The organism is Candidatus Clostridium radicumherbarum, assembly GCF_045310525.1.
Lineage (GTDB): Bacteria > Bacillota > Clostridia > Clostridiales > Clostridiaceae > Clostridium_AT > Clostridium_AT radicumherbarum.
Genome location: NZ_JBJHZY010000001.1, coordinates 1,681,434 through 1,695,299, shown reverse-complemented (window position 1 = coordinate 1,695,299; position 13,866 = coordinate 1,681,434). Strand labels below are relative to the sequence as shown.

General features: G+C 29.0%; 14 protein-coding genes. 1 reads left to right on the top strand and 13 read right to left on the bottom strand.

Annotated features, from left to right (window positions below; genetic code table 11):
* Positions 1-3 precede the first annotated feature (3 nt).
* The 6 genes from ACJDUH_RS08130 to ACJDUH_RS08105 form a co-directional block, all read right to left on the bottom strand.
* The gene (locus tag ACJDUH_RS08130) at positions 4-519 is read right to left on the bottom strand and encodes a hypothetical protein (RefSeq protein WP_406764650.1); all 516 of its coding nucleotides are present in this window, start codon (positions 517-519) and stop codon (positions 4-6) included.
* A 112-nt stretch (positions 520-631) separates the two neighbouring features.
* Positions 632-1,243 (bottom strand): LysE/ArgO family amino acid transporter, encoded by a 612-nt coding sequence (locus tag ACJDUH_RS08125; RefSeq protein WP_406764649.1) that lies wholly within the window; start codon positions 1,241-1,243, stop codon positions 632-634.
* Between the two features lie 80 nt (positions 1,244-1,323).
* Positions 1,324-1,881: a GNAT family N-acetyltransferase gene (locus ACJDUH_RS08120; RefSeq protein ID WP_406764648.1), complete on the bottom strand. Its 558-nt coding sequence runs from the start codon at positions 1,879-1,881 to the stop codon at positions 1,324-1,326.
* Positions 1,882-2,099: 218 nt separating this feature from the next.
* The gene (locus tag ACJDUH_RS08115) at positions 2,100-3,830 is read right to left on the bottom strand and encodes a S41 family peptidase (protein ID WP_406764647.1); all 1,731 of its coding nucleotides are present in this window, start codon (positions 3,828-3,830) and stop codon (positions 2,100-2,102) included.
* Positions 3,831-4,120: 290 nt separating this feature from the next.
* Complete coding sequence (locus tag ACJDUH_RS08110; RefSeq protein WP_406764646.1) at positions 4,121-4,867, bottom strand: FlxA-like family protein; 747 nt, start codon at positions 4,865-4,867, stop codon at positions 4,121-4,123.
* Between the two features lie 245 nt (positions 4,868-5,112).
* Positions 5,113-5,925 carry a hypothetical protein gene (locus tag ACJDUH_RS08105; protein ID WP_406764645.1) on the bottom strand — a complete coding sequence of 271 codons (813 nt, stop codon included), beginning with the start codon at positions 5,923-5,925 and terminating at the stop codon, positions 5,113-5,115.
* Positions 5,926-6,177: 252 nt separating this feature from the next.
* Between ACJDUH_RS08105 and ACJDUH_RS08100 the strand changes: the two genes are divergently transcribed.
* Positions 6,178-6,903 (top strand): hypothetical protein, encoded by a 726-nt coding sequence (locus tag ACJDUH_RS08100; protein WP_406764644.1) that lies wholly within the window; start codon positions 6,178-6,180, stop codon positions 6,901-6,903.
* Positions 6,904-7,030: 127 nt separating this feature from the next.
* Here ACJDUH_RS08100 and ACJDUH_RS08095 read toward each other — a convergent pair whose 3' ends face one another.
* From ACJDUH_RS08095 to ACJDUH_RS08070, 7 genes are all read right to left on the bottom strand, one after another.
* Complete coding sequence (locus ACJDUH_RS08095; RefSeq protein WP_406764643.1) at positions 7,031-7,948, bottom strand: serine hydrolase domain-containing protein; 918 nt, start codon at positions 7,946-7,948, stop codon at positions 7,031-7,033.
* A gap of 2 nt (positions 7,949-7,950) precedes the next feature.
* Positions 7,951-8,754, bottom strand: coding sequence for a DUF4046 domain-containing protein (locus ACJDUH_RS08090; RefSeq protein WP_406764642.1), 804 nt, complete (start codon positions 8,752-8,754; stop codon positions 7,951-7,953).
* Between the two features lie 590 nt (positions 8,755-9,344).
* Entirely contained in the window at positions 9,345-9,656 is a 312-nt protein-coding gene (locus ACJDUH_RS08085) for a DUF7832 domain-containing protein (RefSeq protein WP_406764641.1), read from the bottom strand.
* A gap of 120 nt (positions 9,657-9,776) precedes the next feature.
* The gene (locus tag ACJDUH_RS19715) at positions 9,777-9,851 is read right to left on the bottom strand and encodes a DUF7716 domain-containing protein (protein WP_420492545.1); all 75 of its coding nucleotides are present in this window, start codon (positions 9,849-9,851) and stop codon (positions 9,777-9,779) included.
* Positions 9,852-10,343: 492 nt separating this feature from the next.
* Complete coding sequence (locus ACJDUH_RS08080) at positions 10,344-10,793, bottom strand: hypothetical protein (RefSeq protein WP_406764640.1); 450 nt, start codon at positions 10,791-10,793, stop codon at positions 10,344-10,346.
* Between the two features lie 827 nt (positions 10,794-11,620).
* Complete coding sequence (locus ACJDUH_RS08075; RefSeq protein ID WP_406764639.1) at positions 11,621-12,205, bottom strand: hypothetical protein; 585 nt, start codon at positions 12,203-12,205, stop codon at positions 11,621-11,623.
* A 187-nt stretch (positions 12,206-12,392) separates the two neighbouring features.
* Positions 12,393-13,865 carry a DUF4179 domain-containing protein gene (locus tag ACJDUH_RS08070; protein WP_406764638.1) on the bottom strand — a complete coding sequence of 491 codons (1,473 nt, stop codon included), beginning with the start codon at positions 13,863-13,865 and terminating at the stop codon, positions 12,393-12,395.
* Position 13,866: the final 1 nt, after the last annotated feature.

Sequence of the window (13,866 nt, the reverse complement as noted above, 5' to 3'; positions counted from 1 at the left end):
TTTCTAATGGAAGCTTTTCAAAATATTTATTAGAGTATCCTTATTCACATTTACCCATATATCATAAGCCTTGTTATTATTTGAGGGTATAATAGCATGTATTTCCTTCCATGTTTTAGGATTATTAGAAGCAGCAGGATTACTTAGTTCAAGCATAAAAAGTTTACCCTTTCCAAGATTACTATTAATATCCTCTGTACTCAATATCTTACTATGGTTAGGTAATGAAGCACCATAATCACCATAGTATCCTACTACTGAAATTCCCCCTGATGTTTGTTTGTTTTCATCATCAAAAAATATCTCACTTTCATTTCCTCTTTTCACCCAGTTTGAAGGAAGTGTATAATTAAGATTATTAAGATTTATTTTATTATCAGCATCTATCTTATTACCAGTTTCAGTTACTTTCTTCGAAACAGTAGTAACTATATTGTTTTTCTTTTCGCTGCAACCTGTTAATCCCAATATTATGAGTCCAGTGATTACCGCCGTTAGGGTTCTTCTAAATTTATACATCAAACAATCTTCCTTTCAAAATTTACTTATCTTATTAGCGTGGCTCTGATTACAATGTAATTTAATATTGTAATTTAATCTCTAGAATAATAATAAAAAAATGAGTCATTTATCACTTTATCAGTTGAATAAAGGAATATCCTAATTTTAAGCCATAAAATATTAATATTCCTCCACAGGCTATATTAATCCATTTAATTATATTATTAAATTTACTACGAAACCTTGATACAAAATATGCCAAAAAATTAAACCAAGTAAAAGATGCAATGCAAACGCCTAATATAAAGTATTTTGACATTGAAAAAGGAAGTGAAGCACGAAATCCACCCAATAATAAAGACCCATCTATTATTGCTTGAGGATTAAGCCATGTAACAGCAAAACTAGTAACTATAGACTTTATTAAAGATTGACTTACACCTTCATTATCAGTAATTTGTGAAGTAGAACGAATCAAGCAAATACCTATATAAGTTATAATTATGCCTCCTAATAAAAGTATGATTTCTTTTAGTAAAAAAAATCTCTCAATCAACAATCCTATTCCAAAGAAGCATGAAAGAGCAAGTGTTATGTCAAAGAAAATAGTTATTTGTGCAACTTGATAGGTTTTTAATTTACTTTCTCGTGCAGCTGTATTAATTATATATAAATTTTGTGTTCCGATTGGTGCTACATAAGCAAGTCCAAATAAAAGTCCTTGCAAAAGATATTTAAACATTTCTTCCCTCATCTCTGTTGTTTTATTTTATTGTAAAATCCATTTTTACCCTTTAACTCAGCACTCTTATATTCATCTTTTTAGCATACAATAAATCGTTTATTTGTAAGTCTATATACAACCATATGATAAATCCGATCATTATAATAACCTTCATCATCTACTCGATCAACTTCTTCAAATTTACAGCCTTTAAGTAGCTTTATAGATTTTATGTTATTTTCTTCTGTATATGCTTCTAGTGTTTCTAAATTCATTACATTAAAGCCATAATCTGCTGCACTTAATAAAGCTTCCTTCATAAATCCCCTGCCTTGGTATTCAGGTATAATTCCATAACCTAGTTCTGCACTTTTTTGCTCTAGGTTAATATTCCAAATACTGATTGAGCCTATCACTTTTTTTGATTGTTTATGCTCAATAGCCCAAATAACCCATTTATTCTCATCTACACCTTTGTTCATTTTCTCAATATAGGACCTAGTTTCTTCTGGGATTTCATCAAGCTTTGTATCAGTAAACTCATTCATTCTAGGGTCCTTGCGCATTTGGAAAATATCATAGATATCATCATAATCCATTTTTCTAAGTATCAGATTTTTTGTTTCTATTACAGGTAATGGATTGTTTATAATCATATAATTTTACTCCTTACTCAGTAAAAATTTACCTCTAATTTCACATTATATAGCAATAATATTCTCTATAAATCTTCCTAATCCTTCAAAAAAATATATAGAGCAGAAAATTCCACTCTATATTATTTTCTATAATCTATTATTATGGGAAGTGGTACATAAATATATTTTACGGCTTCTTCATGTTTATTTGATATTTATCCCTTATAAAATATATTCTAATTATTAATAAGCTCTATAGCCTTTTCCACAAGTTCATCTCTTCCCTCTTTTATTCCCTGTATTGTAGGTTTTATATAAATATCAGGCTTTATCCCTACTCTCTGGGTTTCCGATTTGTCAGGATTATAAATCCCAATTCCCGAGATGGCTGTCTCTATACCTCCAGGCAAACTAATTACAGCTATATTGCCGTCTGCACCAATTGAATTGCTTCCAATAACTTGTGCATTAGGTGCCTTTCTTAATGACATGGTAGTAAATTCAGCATTACTCTGTGTATATTCATTGATGATTATAATAACCTTTCCTTTATAAAAATTGGGATTATCCTTTCCAACTTCCATATCTGCCAAAGATATAAATTCCCCGGCCACAGCTTGATTTGCTGCAGTTACCTTTGCAAAAATAACTTTTTGAGGCATAAGATAATTCCCCAAAGTATACATTATGGAATCGGAAGGATAATATCTTAAATCTACAATGAGCCCTTTTGTATCCTTGAATTCACTCATAATTTTATCTATTTCACCCTTAGCTAATGCACCAGGATTTATATAGCCTATATTTGCTGTGAGGAGCTTATGAGACTGAGTTGGCACAAACATTTTACCATCAAAATAGCACTTAATATTTTCTCTTATCTCTTTACCGTCTCTCTCTAAAGTAAGGGTTAAACTATCCTCTTGTGTATTAAGCAGATAGAAAAGTAAATCTTTTACAATATCCTTATCATTGGAGGTTGATTTATATTTCGCTTTTTCTTTTATGACCTCAAATATATCCTTATCATTAAGCTTTAATACTATATCTCCTTTTTTCGCCTTGCAATCTGCAGCATACTTTTGTGCTATTTCTGTAATAACAATCTTATCTTCAACTAACTGAAACTTTATAGGCGCTATGTTATATCCCCAATATCTGCCTAATTCATATCTCTTATCCGTAACATATGCATGGGAATCATGTATTTTAGTTGTTAATTCTGCTACAGTAAGCTTATAGGATAGTGAGTCCCTACATTCAATAAACTTGGGTATAAATTCTGTCAAAACGCCATCCCAATCTTCCCCCATTACCTCTCTGTAGGGATAATAGTATTCAATTATATTCCAATATCTAAACAAACTGAGAAGCTTATATCCCTCATCATCATAAGTCATATTTTGGTAGGAATTTTCATTTTTAAAGCTTGCATAAGGTGAATCCTTTTCAAAGCTGACATAGCCTTTATTTCTTTCAGAAATATAAGTTTTTGAGAGTTTTACCAATAAATCACTTAACTCTTTACTGATATAATTATCATTCTTTATCCAAGCTGTATCAGGCTCCATCATAACATCTTTGCTGCCGTTCTCTGAACTTATCTTTACATCCCCAAGCTCATTAACCCAATTATATAAAACCTTATCAACTTCCCTAGAATCCTTAGTTTCCATTATTTTTGGTATAATTCTAAACAATTCAAAATCCCAATTTAAAGAAGAGGATATAACTTTGGGATGATAATATTTAACAAAGCCCCATACTTTACACAGCTTGTTCAAATTTATAACTTGATTTTCATTTAAGCTTTCGATTTTAATGCCGCTTTTCTTATGGAAAACATCCTGGAAAGCTCCCTCACTTTTCGCTCTAAAAAAGCTTACTAATACAAAAAAAGCAATTATACTAATTACTAAACCTCTACTAAGCCATTTACTTTTCAGTTTTTCTTTTTTATCTGTCATAGCCCGCTCCCCCAAAAAAATCCCAGAACATCATAATTCATTACGCTCAAGGAATAGTTTGTATATCCAATATATTACATTTTATTGTATCACTTCATCCAAATATATTCAAATATTCCTGTAATTCCTTTATACGGTTCATTCTTTTCCATACGGGTTATCCCTCTTTATTTTAAACATAATATTTTACAAATTGACCTTATTTTTTTAAGTAAAAAAGGCACCTATAATGGTGCCTTGACAAAGATTCGTATATTTTATTATTAATATCAAAAAAAATTTATTAATAATTAAACTCTAACATTGACTCTCTTATAGTTTTTATCTATTCCTTTCATACCTTGTGGTTGAGAATTCTCTTCATTATTAACCGATATTTCGTTTTGATTGCTCACATAATCATTTATAGCAGTATTTTCAGTATCGCTGGTTTCTTCATTTTTAACATTATTATTTATGTCCTTAGTTTTACTTTCCGTTCTTGATGCTTCCTTTACTTGTTTTCTTGTAGTACTAAGCGTTTCGCTTTCTTTTTTATCCAACATTTGTTTTCTAGATTCAGTGTCATGAAGATCTGCTATCTTCCTTTTTGGGTCTCCGCCTCTACCGCTATCTAACTCGATTTCTATCTTTAAAACATTACTTTTCCCATTCAGGCTGTTTTTAATTCTATGTATAATTTTAGCTTGGGAATATGTGGTGCTCGCTTGAACTAATTGAGACATATCTGCTGAATTACTGTTATCTTCACTAGCATCAGTATTTGATTGTTTGCTCTTATTTTCTTGATTTGTATTTTTGTTTTGATTAAGCATTTCACTTCTTCTCTGCTGGATTTCCATATTAATTTGTTCTATTTGATCTTGGATGGACTTAATTTTTTCTTGTTTAGTTTTGTCATCCATTTTGCTTGCACGGACTTTTTGTATCTGCTCCTGCATTTGCATTTTCTGTTTTTCAAGTAATTTTATAGCATTATTATCACCAAGTGGTGAATAATCAGTTTTTAAGTTGGTAGAGACTGGTGCTATTCTCATTTTTATACCTCCAAAAATATGAATTGCATTCCCTAGTATATATATCGAATATTTTTTAAAATTATTTACTTCACTTCCGGAGTAAGACTTGATGTTGCAGAATTTATTTTTTCCTCATAATTACAGCTTGAAAATCGGTATTCCTCCCAACATCAATCTGATGGAATTCAATTATATCGAAAACATTACTTAATACTTCTTTAAACCTGTTAATGAGTATATAGTAAAAATCTAAAACAGCTATATTATTTTCTATAATCTACTGTGATAGGTAGTGGTACATTAATATATTTTACGGCTTCTTCATGTTTATCAGAAGGTATTGGTATTATAAGCTTCTTTACGTCCTTCACATTTAAATACCTTCTATTAGAATATTTATCTGAATATCTAGCAGGAACTGCGTATTCAATTTCAAGATTGCCATTCCTTATTTGCTTTTTCATCATTTCTTTTTTAAGTGGAACATCTAAATTAAAAATCTCTCCGTTTACTATAATAGTACCTTGCATCAAGATAACACTGCGGTTTGTAAATAATAAATGATCATTCATGCTTATCTTATTCTTAATCATTACTGGTATAAAACAGATAAGGAAACTTGCTACAGCAATTAATATATAAGCTGGCATATTCTTCCTATCTTTAATATTCGTTAAAAAATATAGAAAATAGGCTATAAATACAACAATACTAAAATATACAGCAGCCTTCTTAAATGATTTAATTTCAATTCTATTATTTATTCTGTAATTATTATTAATAAAACTTGTCCATTCATCTTTTGAATAACGCCAGTCAGCATAATGTTTTTCCTTATAATAAACCTTATTATATCTTACTGCCTTAACTAAATGATAAATAGAAACTGCTATACATGGAATTATTGCAAATAGGATAAAAGTAACGATAATGACAAGAATGATAACTCCAATACCTATGTTTCTTATGCTACCAGTTAGTAAGTGGTGTTTTCTTACAAACAATAAAACCGATATCATCAGCACAAAATAAAAAAAGTATAATAAAGAGATTCTAATCTCTCTTAAATTTATCAAATAATCACCCCCATTGTCTTTATTAAATATTTTCTAAAATGAAATATTTAAGATTATCATTAACCTATAAATTTATTATAGCTCGTAAATTTACATAATTCTATAAAAATGGTTCCTTCAAAAATAAACAGAGTAAAATTTCTACAAGTATTGAGATTTCTACCATTTATTATAACTCTTTTGATTATAATTCGTAGATAAAAATATAAGCGGGGCATTGTTTTGGGCTCAATGAAAATAAGGAGTGATTTTATGAAAAAGATTATTACAATGTTAATCATACTAACTTTAGTTATTACTATATCAGGATGTGCATCTACCAGTAAGGGTGCTCAGCAATCAAGCGTATCAAATATTGGTTATGATTATACAATGAATTCATCACTAGATTTGAGTCTGGTTTATAAAAATATAGATACATTGATAGCTGATGCTGAAATCATTGTTGAGGGAAAGGTTTTGGAAACAAACTCAATAGTTGTAGGTAATAATGTATTAACAAAATTTAAACTACAAGTTACTAATTCCTTAAAGGATACTAAAATAAAAGGGCAAATAATGGAACTTGCATCTGTTGGAGGTATTGTTTCAGTGGAAGATTTTTTAAAGGCAAACAAACCAGTTGAAAAGAGTTTCGAAATTAATACTTTAGAAAAATTGACAGCTAACGAAAAAAAGACAAAAAAAATAAAGGCTACCATGGGTGAGTTTCCATTAATTGAATCTGGTAAGGAATATATTATATTTGGAAAAAAAGATCATTTAGCATCAGGTGAATCCATTTACGTACCTTTAGGAGTTGCTCAAGGCGTATTTGAAATTGACATTACTAATAATATAATACCTTTTTCAAGATATGGAAATGAAATAGTAAATAATAAAGAATCTAAGGAAAACTTCATAAATAACATAATTAAGGTTAAAAATACAGCAAAGTCGTACGTATCAATGCTGATAATAGATCAATTGAGGATGTGATTGCTATAATTTGCGTGAATGTAGCTGGCCCCAAAAAAGACGCGCTCATCAGGTATGACGCCTGCTGAGATAGCTAATATAGGCAACAAAAATCCACAACATTTCTGTTGTGGATTTTTAACATCAACTACTCAAGATAAGGAATTATATCTTTATAAATAGCACGCAAAATATCATTTGCATTGTTTTCTTCATGGGAAGTAACAGTGACTACAGCTTTCTTGTCGGGGAATACTATGCAATATTGTCCGTACATTCCATCTGCACGATAGGCTCCTTTATAAGAGCAAAGCCACAGCTGATATCCATAGCCCTTGGTACCTTCTCCAGGATCATGCCCTGCATCTGCATTACTTATTATATCTGTTGTCGCAGCTTTAATATATGCTTCACTTACAATCCTTTTTCCCTCATAAACTCCGCCATTTAAGAATACCAAGCCTAGCTTTGAAAATTCTTTATTAGTCAAATAAAGCTCAGTAGCACCCAGAGTATGACCATCCGGACAGGTATGCCACTGTGGGTTAAAAATATCTAGTGGAGTAAAAAGGCGTGGTATAAGAAAATCTCGTAACGTAACATCTGAAACTTTTTCAACTATACGAGAAAGCATATAGGTACATGCATTTGAGTAAAAGAACTCTGATCCAGCTTCACATTTCATTGGGTCAGAAAAAAATAACTTAGCCCAATCATTTGTCCTCATAGCTTCTTCAGGTCCTGAAAAATAGAATACTTTTTTCCCTGAGGACATATGTAATAAGTCTCTTATTGTTATGCTATTTGATTGCTCAGATGCTATATTCTTATATTCCGGAAAAAAGCTCAATACAGTATCAGATAGTTTTAGCAAACCTTCATCCTGGCATATTCCTATAGCTAAAGAAGTAAAGGTTTTGGAACCAGAGTAAAGACAAACTTTATCATCAGACCGCCATTGGTATGAGATTTCTCCCTGACCTTCTTGATATACGTTTATACCATAAACTCCGTAGCCTTTTTCAAGTACAGTTAATCGAAATTGATTTAAAATTGATTCTCTCATATTTAACTACCCCCATGATGATATATAAACATATTTTCACTTTTATGTCTACCTTTAATAGGAGAGTCTCCATAAGCTTCGTTAATTGCTCGTTTTGGGTTATCACAATAATATTCTTCAAGTAACCTACTTAAACCATATACACCAAAGGTGTTTCTATTAATTTGAATTCCTTTTAAACTACTTTTTTTAACTAGCCACTTAACAGCTTTAATCCTATTTTTTTTAGAAGACCAAGTTCCATTTGGAACTTCACTATTTTTAAGCTCCCAAGGAAACAATTTTTTATTTGGATAAATACATTTAATTAATTCAAACAAGTTTGTATAATAACTATGTAATGTCATTAAGCCATTTTTCTCTAGGAGATCCCAGCTTAACTTTTCTTTTACATCTTCGATGCTCCATTTAAATTCTTTATCAAATAAATAGCGCACTGCATTCAGTCTATTTTCCTCATTTGTCCAATAGCATTGCGGCACTTTATCTTTTTTAAATTTCCATGGCTGATAATCTGTGTCCGGAAATGAGCTTATAACATATTTAATAGCACTTCTTCCAAACAATTTACTTGCTGTATGCAATTTATATTTTGTTAAAAACTTTTTACTAACTATGGCTTCTACTTCTTCCTTATTTAATTTCAATTTCACATTAATCAGATAACGAAGCAGCTCTATTGCAGTATCTTTAGCTTCGGTTTCAGTTCTATTAGCCCAAAATCCAGATGGAAAGCTTGAAATTCTTCCGTTTAGTAAAAGCTCATATATTTCTACATCACTTAAATTATAAAGATTAAAAGACAAATTTAAAACCTCCATTTACTAGATTATAGACATGCTTTAATATAAATATTCAGTATTAAAATAAATTGTATTACCAGTATTGATGCTTTTAAAAATTACTTTGGTTGGATCATTTATAATTTTATACGAATTAATGTATATTAAATTGGGGTGTCGAAGGCAATAAAAATATACCCTGCTGAGTTGAGTTATAAGCCCTCCCTACAGGGTATTTTTATAAATATTCTCTACATAAGTCAGATGTAGATTTGGAACAAAGTTTAATAAAAAATAGATTTGAATTGCGAACTAAAAACACCCCAAAATTCACTTTGAATAATGAGGTGTTTGAGATTATTATTCGGTTTTATTATTTAGTCAACATACTTAAATGTTGCGAATTAATTTTTTAAAAACAAATATTTTATATTGTTCTATATTATAGATTTTTAGAAAATAATTTTGAAAAATAAGTTTTCACCCCGTGTTTTCTTGGCGTTTTCCATTCCCTAAATCTTTCATCAATTCTACTCTTTAATTTATAATAATTTTCCCAACTATCTTTAACATGATATATCGACTCTAAATCTTTTGCTAGTAACTCCTCATAATCATGTAGATATTGCCCCTTTCTCAAAGTCAAAATAATACGTTGAAAACGCATTCCCTTCGTCATTTAACATATCATCTACTAATGCCACATCCCAAGAAATATATATTTGAGTTCCTGTAACTTTTTTTTGCTTAAATTTCAAAATCTCATCTATTGTTTCATTTTTAAATTCTTCACTGAACAAATCATTATCAATAATCCAACCTAAATACATTCCTGTATGGATATAAACCTGTTCTCTCGGTATATCAATTGGAAAGTTGCCATCAAAGTGGTATTTAGCCTTATCATAAACAATAGAATTTGTCATTTTTCAACCTCCTTTAATTCTTTTCCTCTATGATTTAAATTCTTACTTCAAAATCGAACAATTAAGATTTATATTTTATTTAGTTTGCAGTTTTTTACGTTATTTCACCACTTAAGAATATTATGTAGTATTAAATGTTATAAAAGCATCATGGTCATAATAATATAAAAAAGCCCGTAGCAAGTCATTTTTCACTATATAATAAAACGTCTCTAAGTTTTAGAATATTGTTCATAGTTATCACCTGCTTTTTAATTTTCATTGATTGTAAATAGTTCGTCTTATTTGAAGATTCCGTATTAAGTAGGTTTATATAATCCACGCTGAACCCGCATAGAACCAGCAAATATTTGAATATTTATATATTTAAATAGATACGTTTAATAATACTATTACGTCTCAATTACTTCTAATTATATCTTTAATAGTAATTAATTCCAAGCGCCTTATAGATTACAAATGATCCTCATACTATTTTTTCACTGCATTATTCAATTTTCAAAGATCATTATTCGTATTACCAATTTCTATGTTATATCGCATTTTCGTCATAGGTTGTCTTTTTATTGTATTACGACGTAAAAGCACCGCAAAATTCAATTTTAAATAATGCGGTGTTTTAATAATTATTCGGTTTTTATTGTTGTGTCGTTAAATCTTAAAATTCCGTAACAAAGGTTACAATTTTTATTTCATTAGATTTGTAGCATTTTTCTCTGTATAATCCAAGTCCTTGTATATCTGATGGGCTTTTTCATTATTAGGAAGATTTGTCCTATAATTTGTTCCATTTACATTAACTACATTACCTTTGAAAACAACTGTATAATCTTTTTCACCTTTGATAATCACTACCAAACCAAATCCATTATCATTTTCCTGCATTATCTTTCTATACTTTATTGAATTAAGGAATCCAACAACCTTTTGAATGTCTTCTTTACGAGTTATTTCCTTCTCATTCCATTTCCATGAACCATCATTTATGTTTTTCTCTAATGACTGTATCTTCAAACTTTTTACTTGTGAAACATCTATAGTTATGCGATTGATGCTAGTATAGTATAAAATTATAATAACTAGAATTACTATTATGGCAACTCCTAAAGGCTTAAACTTAATTCCTTTGTCAGTCATTAAAGATATCTCCTTTTTAATTCATAATATTTTACCATTGTTCAACAATAAAAGAATATTATGCATTAATTATTCTTATTTTTGAACCTTTTACTTTTTAAGTAATGTCTAATTATTATAATAGGTAACGGTATTAAGATAATATTATCTAGATTTAATTTAAAATTAAGACTCAATATTTTATTAAAATTTTTTATGACTAAAATCACAAAAACTATATATAAAAAAATAATTATTAAGTCAGATAGTAGTATAAATTTAGTTGTAGAATAATGATTATTGATAACATCTTTGTAAAATTCGTATAATATAAAAATAAACAAAATACTAAAAAAAACAATTGAAAATATAAATTTAATCCTTTCATTAGGAATCCTATCTATGATTAATGGTAAAAAAATTAATGTAAAAATTACGAGTATAATTTTAATCCCATATTTATAATTATCCATACCTTCTCCCCCAAATGTTTTTTTATTAATGTGTGATATACTACTATTCTATGTCAATTACTTCTAATTATATCATTTAATAGTAATTGATTCCATACATCTTATAGATTACAGAGGATCTTCATACTATATTTTCACCGCATTATTCAATTTTCAAAGAACATTATTCGCATTATTATTTTCTATAGTTACGTCGCCTTTTTCTCATAGGTTGTCTTAGTGTTGAATTGCCACGTAAAAACACCACAAAATTCAATCTTGAATAATGCGGTGTTTAATAATTATTCGGCTTTTATTATTGTGTAGTTAAATAAGAACATTATGAAGTAATTGTACTATATATAAATTTGATTCCATTTTAGAAAAAGAAAATTTCTATAATTGTTTAAATTCTCCTTCCCATTTGTTATTTTTCAGCCAATCAAACAACTGACTGGATTCTATATAAGTTTTTTGTCCATCATAATCAAATTCAAGCACATTTGTAGTATAGTGAGTGCTGTAATAAAATTTTCCATCATCTTTATCAATATAAGATGCAGGCTCTATCGTTATTCTATGGTTGTCTGAAGTAGATATATTTAGTATACAGGGACCAATGTACGCATTAAATACTAATTTTTCGCCTTCAGGAACATTTTTGGGTTTGAGTATTTCACCTTTATATGATTTAGCTTGTTGTAACCAGAATATGATTTCTGATAAAGTGTTTTCTTGATTTTTAGGAATCCATCCTGTTTGGCAAGGTTTATTATTTGCTATAACAACCTTTGCATTTTTTGTGATGTTTTTTAATTCAGCAGTATATACCGATTCTGTATTCTTTATCTCTTGCTGTATCGGTTTTGAAGATGTTACATCCTGACTTTGACTTAGTTTTTTTTCGCAGCCAACCATGATAATTAGAGACATTATTATTATAAGAATACCATATCTTGTAGTTATTTTATAATCGGCCATATAAATTCACCCTTTTTATATTTTTATAAATTAATACGTTCTTGTTTGAAAAAAGTTTCTTTTTCTAATGGATGAAACGCAATAATTTACAATGCTTCACTAAACATGAAAATATGTTTAGTGAAGCATTAAAAATATTGAAAAGAAGTTCATTGATATATATGCATCACTTAAATAGCTTCATGTTTTATTTAGTTATATTAATATTTATCTTATATTGCTCATCTATTTGAGGTTCGTCTATAATAGGTAGCGCTATTTTATATTTTTTTGTCTTATTAATTGCAGGTAGCTTAATTGATACAATACTCTCATCTTTATATTCTACGTTAGTAATATTTTCGTCACTTACTCTCTCAATAAAGTTATAATTTTCATCTAGAAGAACTGTATCATTGAAGTTAATATAATAATAAGCTCCATTACCTTGAACCTTAAATGTAATTTTAGTTTCATTTTCTGAGGTATCAATGCTTTTTATTAGGACATTGTTATTAGTTCCAACCTTAATAATCTGGTTAACTAATTTATCTATAGTTGTAAAGTCTCTTACCTTATCTATATTGAAAACATGAGTAACATTATTAAAGGCATATCCATTTGATTTTTGCTCTTCAGTTACGGGTCTGCTCTTTGATATAGTTTCCTGGGGAAGATTAAAATTATCGCTGTCTATCGTAGTTTGAAGTATTGGGTAAGATATCTTGTTTAACAACATTGTCTTTTGTCCCCAATGCTTAAATACTGGAGCTACAGTTAATAACCTTACATTTGCTATATCATCTGTTATCTCTAACTTTCCTTCATATTTTTCATTACTAATTGGGTGAACCGAACTATGAGTTTCAAGTATTTTTCCTTTATCATCCAAAACAACAAAATCAAGTTCATCAAAACCATTACGGTCTTTAGAGACATCATAATTTCCTAAAAAATCAATTGTATTTCCTAAAGGGCTAATAATCAATTTTCTAATGTTTAATGTCCTGTCGGGTATCTTAATGCTTTTATCGATATTAACAATCCTTGAATTTACAGGTTTATCAGATTTGGTCACATTAAATTTAAAATCCCAAGGACCTTTCACCTCATTAACCCAAATTATATCGAAATCAATATTCAAATCTCTAGGCAAATTCATGTCAGAAACTTTGGCGTAAGTTACCATCATAAGGGTATTATCATCAACCTTTTTATCTTTGCTACTTGATGTATATACTAATTTATCATTAATTTTTATATTTCCCATGTATCCTTTATTTTCTTTTAGATTTTTTCCTTCTACAACAGAAGTTATTGCCAACACATTATCATCAACTGTAATTTCTTTTATAGTTATCTTTAATCCATTCTTTTCTATTGCTTTATTGACATTAGTAGAAAATTGCTCAAATTTATCAAAATTCTCACCCATATTACCATGGTTAATAAGCTTAAAAATTGATTTTATACCTGGAACTGCTTTTACGATATCAGGACGAGCAATTCCTATTGAAGTCACAGCAATAAGAATTGTAGCTGCAACAGCAGTCTTTTTGTATATCCTTTGGTATTTTTTTATCTTTTTATCTTTCTTTCCTTTTTCTATACCTTTTTTAATTGCTAAATCTATTCCTTCTGGAATTTTTATTTCATTTTTTAGATTTTCTAAGTTATCCATA

What these genes read in the sequence shown, in the direction of transcription:
- ACJDUH_RS08130 (WP_406764650.1), bottom strand. Translation starts at nt 519, where the DNA reads ATGTATAAATTTAGAAGAACCCTAACGGCGGTAATCACTGGACTCATA.
- ACJDUH_RS08125 (WP_406764649.1), bottom strand. Translation starts at nt 1,243, where the DNA reads ATGTTTAAATATCTTTTGCAAGGACTTTTATTTGGACTTGCTTATGTA.
- ACJDUH_RS08120 (WP_406764648.1), bottom strand. Translation starts at nt 1,881, where the DNA reads ATGATTATAAACAATCCATTACCTGTAATAGAAACAAAAAATCTGATA.
- ACJDUH_RS08115 (WP_406764647.1), bottom strand. Translation starts at nt 3,830, where the DNA reads ATGACAGATAAAAAAGAAAAACTGAAAAGTAAATGGCTTAGTAGAGGT.
- ACJDUH_RS08110 (WP_406764646.1), bottom strand. Translation starts at nt 4,867, where the DNA reads ATGAGAATAGCACCAGTCTCTACCAACTTAAAAACTGATTATTCACCA.
- ACJDUH_RS08100 (WP_406764644.1), top strand. Translation starts at nt 6,178, where the DNA reads ATGAAAAAGATTATTACAATGTTAATCATACTAACTTTAGTTATTACT.
- ACJDUH_RS08095 (WP_406764643.1), bottom strand. Translation starts at nt 7,948, where the DNA reads ATGAGAGAATCAATTTTAAATCAATTTCGATTAACTGTACTTGAAAAA.
- ACJDUH_RS08085 (WP_406764641.1), bottom strand. Translation starts at nt 9,656, where the DNA reads ATGACAAATTCTATTGTTTATGATAAGGCTAAATACCACTTTGATGGC.
- ACJDUH_RS08080 (WP_406764640.1), bottom strand. Translation starts at nt 10,793, where the DNA reads ATGACTGACAAAGGAATTAAGTTTAAGCCTTTAGGAGTTGCCATAATA.
- ACJDUH_RS08075 (WP_406764639.1), bottom strand. Translation starts at nt 12,205, where the DNA reads ATGGCCGATTATAAAATAACTACAAGATATGGTATTCTTATAATAATA.
- ACJDUH_RS08070 (WP_406764638.1), bottom strand. Translation starts at nt 13,865, where the DNA reads ATGGATAACTTAGAAAATCTAAAAAATGAAATAAAAATTCCAGAAGGA.